The 10,901-nt window shown below is 67.6% G+C and carries 11 protein-coding genes; 4 read left to right on the forward strand and 7 right to left on the reverse strand.

Annotated features, from left to right (window positions below; genetic code table 11):
• Window positions 1–178: 178 nt before the first annotated feature.
• The 3 genes from IEV58_RS17450 to IEV58_RS17460 form a co-directional block, all read right to left on the reverse strand.
• The gene (locus tag IEV58_RS17450; RefSeq protein WP_188411112.1) at window positions 179–958 is read right to left on the reverse strand and encodes a DUF1236 domain-containing protein; all 780 of its coding nucleotides are present in this window, start codon (window positions 956–958) and stop codon (window positions 179–181) included.
• 74 nt (window positions 959–1,032) lie between these two features.
• Entirely contained in the window at window positions 1,033–1,425 is a 393-nt protein-coding gene (locus tag IEV58_RS17455) for a DUF1236 domain-containing protein (RefSeq protein ID WP_188411113.1), read from the reverse strand.
• Window positions 1,426–1,539: 114 nt separating this feature from the next.
• Window positions 1,540–2,958, reverse strand: coding sequence for a S8 family serine peptidase (locus IEV58_RS17460; RefSeq protein ID WP_229729569.1), 1,419 nt, complete (start codon window positions 2,956–2,958; stop codon window positions 1,540–1,542).
• A gap of 6 nt (window positions 2,959–2,964) precedes the next feature.
• Here IEV58_RS17460 and IEV58_RS17465 point away from each other — a divergent pair, with 6 nt between their 5' ends.
• From IEV58_RS17465 to lldD, 4 genes are all read left to right on the forward strand, one after another.
• Window positions 2,965–3,465, forward strand: coding sequence for a hypothetical protein (locus IEV58_RS17465; protein WP_188411115.1), 501 nt, complete (start codon window positions 2,965–2,967; stop codon window positions 3,463–3,465).
• 116 nt (window positions 3,466–3,581) lie between these two features.
• A complete protein-coding gene (locus IEV58_RS17470; protein ID WP_188411116.1) occupies window positions 3,582–4,076 on the forward strand; it encodes an RNA polymerase sigma factor in 495 nt (164 codons plus the stop codon).
• A gap of 30 nt (window positions 4,077–4,106) precedes the next feature.
• Window positions 4,107–4,847, forward strand: a complete 741-nt coding sequence (locus IEV58_RS17475; RefSeq protein WP_188411117.1) for an anti-sigma factor — start codon at window positions 4,107–4,109, stop codon at window positions 4,845–4,847.
• 202 nt (window positions 4,848–5,049) lie between these two features.
• A complete protein-coding gene (lldD, locus tag IEV58_RS17480; protein WP_188411118.1) occupies window positions 5,050–6,186 on the forward strand; it encodes an FMN-dependent L-lactate dehydrogenase LldD in 1,137 nt (378 codons plus the stop codon).
• Between the two features lie 404 nt (window positions 6,187–6,590).
• Here lldD and IEV58_RS17485 read toward each other — a convergent pair whose 3' ends face one another.
• The 4 genes from IEV58_RS17485 to cysG form a co-directional block, all read right to left on the reverse strand.
• On the reverse strand, window positions 6,591–7,370 hold the full coding sequence (locus tag IEV58_RS17485; RefSeq protein ID WP_188411119.1) for a potassium channel family protein: 780 nt from the start codon (window positions 7,368–7,370) through the stop codon (window positions 6,591–6,593).
• A 253-nt stretch (window positions 7,371–7,623) separates the two neighbouring features.
• Window positions 7,624–7,878 (reverse strand): hypothetical protein, encoded by a 255-nt coding sequence (locus IEV58_RS17490; protein ID WP_188411120.1) that lies wholly within the window; start codon window positions 7,876–7,878, stop codon window positions 7,624–7,626.
• Window positions 7,879–8,072: 194 nt separating this feature from the next.
• Window positions 8,073–9,029 carry a LysR family transcriptional regulator gene (locus IEV58_RS17495; protein ID WP_188411121.1) on the reverse strand — a complete coding sequence of 319 codons (957 nt, stop codon included), beginning with the start codon at window positions 9,027–9,029 and terminating at the stop codon, window positions 8,073–8,075.
• A gap of 275 nt (window positions 9,030–9,304) precedes the next feature.
• Window positions 9,305–10,687, reverse strand: a complete 1,383-nt coding sequence (gene cysG / locus IEV58_RS17500; protein ID WP_188411122.1) for a siroheme synthase CysG — start codon at window positions 10,685–10,687, stop codon at window positions 9,305–9,307.
• Window positions 10,688–10,901: the final 214 nt, after the last annotated feature.

Genomic DNA, 10,901 nt, shown 5'->3' on the forward strand with positions numbered 1-10,901 from the left:
GGTACGATGCCTGAAGCGTGGCCGCACCCCACTACCCTCATCCTGAGGAGCCGCGCAGCGGCGTCTCCGGAGTTTCGCGATATGCGCGAAATCTCCTGGATAAGCCGCACGCTCCGCATAGCGCCCAATGAAAAAGGGCGCCGCTGCGGCGCGGCGCCCTTTCCCTCCCCAGCCTTGCTCAAGCGCTGATGATGTAGACGATCTCGTAGTCCACGGGATCGACGATCACGATGCGGCCGTCCGCCAGCAGGAAATAGCGATAGCTGCGGTATTCCGGCACGATCTCCACCACCTGAGGCGGAAGCGGGCGAAGCTCGATGCGCTTGGGGATCGCTGTGCCGACGCTGACCGTGAAATCCACCTCGCGGACCGGCTCCACCTCAACCTTGGTGATGGCGTTGCGGATGGTGGTGCGCTGTTCGGTGCTGATGTTCACCTCGGTGCGATTAACGGAGGCGCGGCCTTCCTTCGTCGTGTCGGCCTCGACCTTAGCTTCGGCAGCGGCGCCGGCGCGGGTGTCGGTGCCGGACTTGTCTCCCTCTCGGGTCATGGTCCGGCTCTTGGTCTTGGTTTCCGACGATTCCGCGGATGTGCCGGTTGCGGGTTCTGTCGTCGTATCCGATTTGGCATCGGTCTGCGTGCGGCTTGCGCCGTCGGTCGTGGCGCCGGTGCGCTCGGCCGGCGCGGGTTTGGCCGTGCTGCCCGTTGTTTCCTTGGTCGCGGGCGCGGCTGTATCCTTCGTGGTGGGCGCAGCGCTCTGCGGGCGGCTGGCCTCGGCTCCGGCGGCGGCCCCGGCTTCGGTCTTGATGCCGACGCGCGCGGGGGGCTCGGCAGCGGCGGCGGGTGCCTGCGTGCTCTCGCTCTTGGGCGGAACGGTCTGGCCTGGCGCCATGGAGGCGCTCATCAGCAGGGTCAGCGCGGCGGTGCCGCTCATGAGGGCATATTTCTTCGGTGACATCTCATATCTCCCTTTTTGTTGATTGGCCGCCAGCTCCGGCCGGACAGCGCCGGCCGGAGAGGCAAGGCGGGCCGTCAGTTGACGATCTGGATCACCTGGCGGGTGCCGGGATCGACGATGACACGCTGGTTGTTCACCACGGCATAGGTGTACTGCGTGTAGCCGGGCACCGGGCGCAGCACGACCGTCTCGGGCAGGGGCTGACCCACCACGATCTCTTTCTGCACCTGGACTGAAGGCACCTCCTGCTGGACCACGACCTCGCGCACTTCAGGCGCGGGCGGATCCATGATGGTGCCGAGGGCAGCACCGGCGACACCGCCGACGGCGGCGCCTACCGGGCCGCCCACGATGGCACCCGTTGCAGCCCCGCCGGCGGCGCCCGATACGGTGCCGCCATCGGCAAAGGCAATAGTGGGAACGAAGATGGCTGCAACGGCAGCCGTGATGGTGGCTTTCCCAAACATCGTTATCCTCCTTGTGTTTTCTCAATTCATCAAGGAAGACGTGTGGGGAGGAGGTTTATTCCGAAATGCCCAAAAAATCGTTTGGGTTGTATGTTTTTCAACTATGAGGCGTAGTCACTCTACTGTCGCGATCGAGCGATCGTCCTGCGATGTCGAGACGGTCAGTGGCGCGGCGGGCGTGCCGCAGTCGGGCGTCTGCAGCAGGCCCCAGCCATAGACGGGATCGCGGCCCACCGGCCCCAGGTCACGGGCGCGGATGAAGAGGGCGGGGTGGAAATCCTCCACCTCGGCTTCGGGCGCGGAGGCGCGCAGCAGCGTCACGGCCGCCGCCACGAAAGGCGTGGCATAGGAGGTGCCGGACCGAGGTTCGGCACTGCCGGCCGCCTTGATGCCGACCCCCGGCGCGGCGACATCCACATAGCTGCCGCGGCTGGCGCGGGCGTAGGCCTTCATGTCCGCGTCAACGGCGGTGACGGCGATCACCCGGTCATAGGCGGCGGGGTAGGCGGGCTTGGCGCCGGGACCGCCGTTTCCGGCCGCGGCGATGAAGATGACTCCTGCATCCTGCGCCTTCTCAATCACGCGGCGCAGCACCTCGTTGTCGGGGCCGGAGAGGCTGAGATTGATGATCTTCACTCCGCGCGATACCAGGAGTTCGATGGCCTTGGTGAGGCCGGTCACATCGGTGCGGCTGCGCTGCGCGTCAGCCGGCTGGAAGACATCCACCGCCAGAATGCGCGCGCCGGGCAGGAGGCCGGGCGTGCTGCTGTCGGCGCGGCCGGCGATGATGGCGGCAACGGCGGTGCCATGAGAGGTGTCCCGCGCGCCGTCGCGGCCTCGGACAAGACCCTCCGGCACCAGCGTCTCGATGGCTTGTCCCTTTAGGGCCTCATTTTCAAGATCGATGGCGGTGTCGACCATGCCGATGGTGGGAAGCGGCCCACAGGCGGCAACATCAGGTGCCGTCCAGCCGATCATCTGCTGAGGGGCGCATTGGCCCTCCGTACATCCGGGGTTCGGCCCGCCGTCGGTGTAATAGAAATGGTTGAAGTCACTGGCCGCCGAGGCATTGACGCGGCCGACCGCCAGCCGCGCATCGGCAAGGCTGACGCCGCGCGGCACCTCCAGCGTCACCACATCGGAGGCGCTGGCGCCCGCCTTGACGCGGAAGCCGCTGGCCTTGAGTTCGGCGAGGTTCGCAGGCGTCAGGCCGGCGGCCACGAGTTCGTTGGTGGCGCGCTGCGGCGCGGGGGCGCTTTGCGGCGCAGGTGCCGCGGCAGACACCGAGGCGGATGCGCTCGCGGCTGCGGTGGCCGCAGTCGAAGCCGAAGCCGACGCCGAGGCTTTGGAAGCTCTGGAGCTTTTGGCGGCTTTCGTGTCCGCTCGGCTGCGGGCGCCACGCGCGGGGGCCCCGCGTTCGGCTCGTCCGCTCCGGTTTACGCTCTTTTCCGAAATGACCCCACGCATGAGCGCGGAAAAGCCCGAGCCCCAGGGCGCGGCTCCGCCGGTGTCGTTGGGTCCGCCTCGGGACATGCCGGCTTGCGCCCCGGCGTTCCCGCCGCCCTTGCCGTTGTTGCCCGCGCCGTTCCCGCCACCATTGCCCTGGCCATTACCATTGTTTCCGCCGCCATGGCCATTGCCGTTTCCGCCTCCGTTTCCGTTGCCTCCGCCGTTCCCGTTGCCTCCGCCGTTCCCGTTGCCTCCGCCGTTCCCGTTCCCGTTCCCGCCTCCGCCGCCGCCATTTCCATTACCTCCGCCGTTTCCGTTACCCCCGCCGTTGCCATTTCCGTTTCCGCCGCCGTTTCCGTTACCTCCGCCGTTCCCATTGCCATTCCCGCCTCCGTTGCCGTTCCCGGCATGGACGGAAGCATCAAGGACCTTAACCGGCGAGAAGGTGGATGCGTCGAAACGAGGCGCAAATGCCACGGCAGCCAGTACGGCGGTCGCCGAGGCCAGGAGCTTGCGGGCAGGCAGCGTCATGGGTTCGGGTTTCCACGATCGGGTTCGGGTGCTGGCGCCTTTTTTGCGCCGCCTGCATAACGGGCCGCGGCGGCCGTTCGATCCGCACAGGGCGGCAAAAAAATTGTCCTCAGCCCGAACCGTGACGGGAATAAAGAGCGTTCTGATACGTCTTCAAGAGCAGATCAGGATCGACCATGCCGTCAGCCATCGGATCAGAACTCGTCGTGCTCCTGCCACGGCTGCGCCGCTTTGCGGTGGCGCTAAGCGGAGAGGTGACGCTGGCGGACGACCTGGTGCAGAGCGCCTGCATGCGGGCGCTGGCCGCCGCCAACGAGCTTGCGCCCGGCACGAGGATCGACGCCTGGATGTTCCGGATCATCCGGAATATCTGGATCGACGAGCTCCGCCGCAAGCGGACCACAGGGCCGGTGGAGGATGTGGAGGCGCGGCACGATCTGGTGGGGGACACTGGGGAGGCGCGCGCCATGGACAGGCTGACGCTTCAGGATGTGCGGCAAGCCATCGACCGCTTGCCGCCCGAGCAGCGCGAGGTGTTGGTGCTCGTCTGTGTGGAGGACATGTCCTATCGCGAGGCGGCCGAGATCCTGGGCCTGCCGGTGGGTACGGTCATGAGCCGGCTCGCGCGCGCGCGGCAGCGCGTGATGGAGCTGACGTCACTGGCGGCGTGAGACGGCAACTGCGGAAGAAGGCGTGATGAGATGACGGACATTCATCTGAGCGACGAAAACCTGATGGCCTATGCCGACGGCGAGGCCGAGGCCCCGCTTCAGCGGGCGGTGGAGCGCGCCATGCTCGCCGACCCGAGGGCGGTGCGCAAGGTGGTGGACTTCCTGCGCAGCAGGCGGCTTGCCCGGGCGGCGCTCGCCCTTGATGGCACCGCCGTGCCCGACTCCCTGCGCGCGGCCGTGGAGGCCAAGGTCGCCGCCCATGAGAGGCAAGGGGGCAATGTGGTGCCGCTGAAGCGGCGCGGACTTTCCGGTCTCTGGGCGCGTGTGGCGCTGCCGGTGGCGGCCGCCGCCGTGCTCCTTGCCGCCGTGTCCCTCTACACCACCATGGGCATGCGTGAGGACGCAGGCTCCGGCGTCAGCTTGGTCGCGCACATCGAGGCGCCGCGGGTGCAGCATCTTCTCGACAGGCTGCCGGCCGGCTCGGAGGAGACCGAGGACGGGGTCACCCTGCGGGCTCTCGCCACCTACCGGCTGCCGTCGGGCCGCATCTGCCGCGCCTTCAGCCTGACGCAGGATGCCGAGGGCGCCGAAGCCGTCTCCTGCCGGGAGGGCGAGCGCTGGGCCTTCACCGTGGCCGGTGCCGTCGAACCTCAGGCCTATGTGCCGGCCGATGGCACCGATGTGATCGGCGGCTATCTGGCCGGTGCCAAGGCGGGGGAGGCCCTGTCGGAAGAGGAAGAGGCCCGGCTTTTTGCCGAACTCAAGCGGTGAGGCACAGCTTTCCCCACGCGTCATGCTCGCCCCTGTGGCGAGCATCCACGAATTCCTTTTCGGCGGTAGCCGCTGCTGAAGGCGTGGATGCTAGGCACAAAGGCCTAGCATGACGGGTTTGGCCACACCCGTCCCACCCTCACACCGTTGCCTTTTGCCTCCCCGCGCGGCCTAATCGGCACCGAACCACTGCCGGTGCCCCATGATCATTTCCTCATCGCTCGACTACCGCGAGGCGGCGCGCCGCCGGTTGCCGCCGTTCCTGTTCCACTATGTCGATGGTGGCGCCTATGCGGAGCAGACGCTCCGGCGCAATGTGGAGGATCTGACCGAGGTCGGCCTGCGGCAGCGCGTCTTGCGCGACATGAGTTCGCTCGACACCTCGACCGAGCTTTTTGGCGAGAAGCTTTCCATGCCGGTTGCTCTCGGGCCGGTGGGGCTCAGCGGTATGTATGCCCGGCGCGGCGAGGTGCAGGCCGCCCGCGCGGCCGAGGCCAAGGGCGTGCCCTTCACGCTCTCCACCGTTTCGGTCTGCCCCATCGCGGAAGTGGCGCCATCGATCGCGCGGCCCATGTGGTTCCAGCTTTATGTGCTGAAAGACCGCGGCTTCATGAAACACGCGCTCGAGGCCGCCGCATCGGCGGGCGTCTCCACGCTCGTCTTCACGGTCGACATGCCGGTGCCGGGCGCGCGCTATCGCGACGCCCATTCCGGCATGAGCGGGCCCAACGCCGCCCTGCGCCGCATGCTGCAGGTGGCGCTCCATCCCGCCTGGGCGCTTGATGTGGGCCTGCGGGGCCGCCCGCATGATCTCGGCAATGTCTCGGCCTATCGCGGGGCGCCCACGGGACTTGCCGATTACATCGGCTGGCTGGGCGCCAATTTCGATCCCTCCATCTCGTGGAAGGACCTGGAATGGATCCGCGACACCTGGAAGGGCCCGATAGTCATCAAGGGCATTCTTGATCCGGAGGACGCACGGGACGCGGTGCGCTTCGGGGCCGACGGCATCGTGGTGTCGAACCACGGCGGCCGCCAGCTCGACGGCGTGCTCTCCACTGCCCGCGCACTGCCCGATATCGCCGCCGCGGTGAAGGGCGAGATGAAGATCCTGGTGGATGGCGGCGTGCGCTCCGGCCTCGACGTGGTGCGCATGGTGGCGCTCGGGGCCGACACGGTGCTGCTCGGCCGCGCCTTCGTCTTCGCGCTGGCCGCCGGGGGCGGTGCAGGGGTGGAAAAGCTGCTGGATCTCATCGCCGCCGAGATGAAGGTGGCCATGACGCTCACCGGCGCGCGGTCGGTCAAGGAGATCACGGGCGAGCTTCTGGTGAGGGTGTAAGGGGTACGGGCCGGGCCGTTGCGCCAGCCGTCATGCCACTGCTGTCCGGCTGAGTTTGGGCAGGCTTAGCGTCGAGCGCGACAGATAGGAATGTGCGGTTGCGGCTTTCTCAGCGTCATGCTCGCCCTTGTGGCGAGCATCCACGAATTTCTTCCTTTGAGTGGAAACGCAGATGAGGCGTGGATACCCGCCACAAGGGCGGGCATGACGGGGTGGGCTGCGCTCCGGGTTTTCGGCACGTTCTAAGGGCGTGGTTGGCGAACCTAGAGCCTCGCGACGATCCCGTGTCCGGTTTTGCCGGAAGTGTTCCTGAACACGACAAAACCACCGCACAGCGGCATAGCCATCGACACTAAACCGGACAGCAGTGCCACGAGGGCGAGCATGACGGGTGAGGCTCCGCCTCACTCCTCATCGTTGGGGATGTTCAGTTGCTCGCCACAGGCCTTGCAGTGCACGGCGTCGACGTCGTGGCGCTGCAGGCCGCAGGTGGGGCAGGGGAAGCGGATCTTGCGGGGGCGCACCACGGTCTGGCCGAGGCGCAGGAACAGCGTGATGCCCGCCAGCATGGTGGCGATGGACAGGAGCTTGCCCCAGGTGCCGGGCAGCGTGATGTCACCATAGCCCGTGGTGGTCAGGGTCGACATGGTGAAGTAGAGCGCGTCCACATAGCCGTCGAGGCTCTCGCCGCTGACGAAGCTGGTGTAGACGAAGCCGGTGACCACGAAGATGAAGGTTATCAGCGTGACGATGGCGCGCGTCACATCCTCCACATAGGTGTCGTCGTAGCGGCCGTGGCCCACGACGCGCCAGAAGATGTCGGAATGGACCAGCGTCCACAGCCTGAGCACGCGGAGGAAGCCGAAGTTGAGGAGATACTGCGGCAGCAGCAGCGTCAGCAGTACCACAAGATCAACCCAGAAGATGGGACTTCGCAGCAGCCGCCTGATATCGCCGGAGGCGTAGGACCGTGCGCCGAGGTCCGCCGCCAGCAGCGCCGCGATGGCATAGTCGAGCACGAAGAAGAGCGGCGTCTTTTCCAGCAGCGGCACGGCCACGAAGAAGGCGATGATGGCAAGATCGACGATGATGTAGCCGATACGGAACCGGGCCGAGGCGCGGCTCTTGCCGTAGTAGAGCTGGTTCAACCGGTAGCGGATGGCCTCGGATCGCTGAACGGACATCGGTGCCTGTCGCCTTCTCCTCGCGCCCGGACATCTCGCGCGCATCGCTCCTCATGGCAGGATGCACTCCTGCCATCCACCGATTTCTTATCCTGCTTCGGAGGGTGTGGAGAAGGCAGCCGGACAGGAGTGCGGGCCTGAAACAGGAAAAAGCGCCGGCCCCGGGAAGGGCACGGCGCTTCGGGGACAGCTCACCCTTCGCTCATGCGCGGGGTTTGGAGGGACCCCCGCGCATGAGGTGGCGTGGCTGCCCTCAGCTGGCGTCGCTGGCGGCAAGCTTCTCGTCGAGGATCTGGACGGCGGCATCGCCGTTCTGCGCGATCCAGCCTGCGCCGCCGGTGGAGGCGCGGCCCTCGTAGACCGGTGCGCTGTAGGTCACGGCCTGCGGCGCGGTGTGCAGCGTGTCGCGCTGGGTGGGGCCGCCTTCGCCGGCATAGGCGGAGGAGGCGGCAACAGCGGCAATGAAAGCGGCGACCGGCAGGGCGGATTTGGAAAGGAACGTAGACATTTCAACATATCCATCTGTTGTTTCGCGGCATCGCCGCGTTGATGGTGTTGATTTATGGATGGACGGGCGGCGCACTGAGAGGCGAAACGGCAACGCGGTGTTTCGCCAGCGCGAACAATCGCTCCTCCGATGCCGCAACATGCGCCCGCACGCGGCCCGTGGGCCGCGCCGGTCGCGGGTAACCTCGTAGAAAATCAGGCGGAGGCGCGCAGCGCGGCTCGATGGGCCGCCACCGCTTCCAGCGGGCTCAGCATCGGCGGCAGCTCGCGGGCGAGAAAGTCGAGCCAGGCGCGGACGCCGGGGTGCAGACCCTTGCGGCTGGTGAAGACGGCATGGATCGTCACCGGCGGCGTCGCCCATTCCGGCAGCACGGGCACCAGTTCGCCCGCCGCGAAGGCCGGGCGGCAGATGCGCGCCGGCAGCAGCGCGATGCCGATGCCTTCCTCGGCCGCGCGTTTGAGGACATCGAAATTCGAGCAGAAAAGCCGCGGGCGGTGCGTGATGCGGCGCGTCTTGCCGGTGTCCCCATGCACGAGATCCCAGTGGCTTTCATCGAGGCCGTCGCCGGCCATGGAGAGCGTCGGGATGTCTGAAAGGCTGTCGATGTCGGGCTCCTCGCCCAAGGCGGCGACAAGCTGGGGCGAGGCCGCGAGGAGGCAGCGGGCGGTGCCGAGGGTGCGGACGATCAGCGACTGGTCGGTGTCGAGCGTGGTGCGGGCCCGCAGCGCAACATCGACGCCGTCTGCGACAAGGTCGAGGCGGCGGTTGATGACCTTCATCTCCACGCGCAGCTTCGGGTAGCGCTTGAGGAAGGTGGGCAGGAGGTCGGCCACCAGATCCTGGATCAGCCCCTGCGGAGAGCCGACGCGGATCACGCCCTGCGGTTCGCCATGGGCCTGGGCGGCGGCGGTCTCGGCCGCCTCGACACTGGCGACCAAGGCCAGCGATTGCTCATAGACCTGCTCGCCCACGGCGGTGAGGCGGATGGAGCGGGTGGAGCGCTCCAGCAGGCGCACCTGCAGCCGTTCCTCCAATCGCGCGACATGTTTGCTCAGGGTTGCCTTGGGGACCGTGATGCGCCGCGCCGCCGCTGAAAAACCGCCGTGCGTCACTACGGCATGGAAGTAATAGTAGTCGTTGAGGTCATTCACTCGTGGCGACCTTTTCGTCTGCGCCGACCTTCTCGTGAAGGGGAGACATAGGGAGCGGGGTGCGGCTTTACAGCGGCAGCCGGCTAACTTTTTAGCGAGGGATGGCGGGAGAGCTGCGCTGGGAGCGTGTGGCTTATCCTTCGAGACGCCGCGTTGCGGCTCCTCAGGATGAGGTCGTCGGATGTTGCTTTTTTCTGAGCAAGCCAGGCTCGTTTCCCTCATCCTGAGGAGGGCCAAAGGCCCGTCTCGAAGGATAAGCCACGTCCACGGGCAGTTCAGGCCGCGAAACAGGCGCCAATGCCCAGCAGCACCGGACCATCGTCGCCGGGAATGCCTTCAGCCTCAAGCTGCGCCAGCGTCAGCCGCGTGATGCTCTCTTCGGCCGTCGTCAGCGCGCGCGCCGCCACCGCGGGCGTTTCGGGGTTGAGGCCCGCCTCCATCAAGCGAGTGGCCGCCTCCCGCGCGGTGCAGCCGGCCATATAGATGACGAGGGTCGCTCTTTCCTCAGCACAGGCCTTCCAGTCCACCTCCGGCAGCCTGCCATCGGGGCCATGGCCGGAGATGAAGCGCAGCGAGGGCGCGCGGGTCTTGTCGGTGAGGGAGACGCCAAGCCGCGCCGCCAGCGCCAGGGCGGCGGTGACGCCGGGCACGATCTCCACCGCGATCCCGGCGGCGCTCAGGGCCGCCAGCTCCTCGCCGGCGCGGCCGAAGACGGAGGGGTCGCCCGACTTGACCCGCACCACGGTGCGGCCCTCGCGGGCATGCTGCAGCATCAGGGCGTTGATATCGCCCTGCGCCCAGGAGGCGCGGCCGCCGCGTTTTCCCACCATGATGCGCTGCGCCTCGCGGCGGGCGAGTTCCAGCACCTCGGGCGACACAAGATCATCGGCGAGGATCACATCGGCCGCCTGCAGCGCCCGCAGCGCCTTGATGGTGAGGTGTTCGGCGTCTCCCGGCCCGGCACCGACGAGGATGACGCGGCCTATGCCCGATCCATCGCCCTTGGCCTCGGCGATCAGCGGCCCCACCGCCGCCTCGTCCTGCGGCCGGCCGGAAAAGGCGAGGTCGGAGAAACGCTCCCAGAAGCGGCGGCGTTCGGCGCCGGGGCTGAGGGCCTCCAGCACCCGGGCGCGAACACGTGATGCGAGACCGGCCCAGCCGGCCAGCGCCTGCGGCACCAGCGTCTCGATGCGCCGCCGCAGGTTCTGCCCCAGGATCGGCGCCGCGCCCGCCGTGGAGATGGCGATGACGAGCGGCGAGCGGTTGACGATGGAGCCGAACTGGAAGCCGCAGAACTCGGGCTTGTCGATGACGTTCCAGGCAGTGCCGGCGGCCAGCGCCGCATCGCGGAAGGCGGCGGCCTCGGCCTCATCCCCGGCGTCGCAGACCGCAAGTCGCGCGCCCTTCAGATCCTCCGGCTGCCATTGGCGGCGGGTGATGGTGAGGCGGCCTTCCGCCTCCAGCGCTTCCATCTCCTCGCAAGGCTCGGCGGCAAAGACTTCCAGCGCCGCGCCGCTGGCGGCGACGAGCTCGGCCTTCCAGGCCGCGGCTTCCGCGCCGCCGGCGAGCACGGCACGTTCGCCCGTGAGCGTCATGAAGACGGGGAGGACGGCGAGCGGGTTCATGCGCGGGGCGCGTGCGGGAGAGGGCGTGTCCATGGCCGCTTATCCGCCGAGGAGCGGTGGGGTGGCAAGAGGCCTGGCTGCCCCCCTCATCCGTCATGCTCGCCCCTGTGGCGAGCATCCACGAATGCCTTTTCTGAGACTGCCGCCGCTGAAGGCGTGGATGCTAGGCACAAGTGTTTGGTCTTGAGACATAGCTGACAGATGTTCGGAGACATCCCTGACACTTTTGATGCGGATTGCATCGGGA

It is taken from the genome of Agaricicola taiwanensis, from assembly GCF_014635245.1.
GTDB lineage: Bacteria > Pseudomonadota > Alphaproteobacteria > Rhizobiales > Methylopilaceae > Agaricicola > Agaricicola taiwanensis.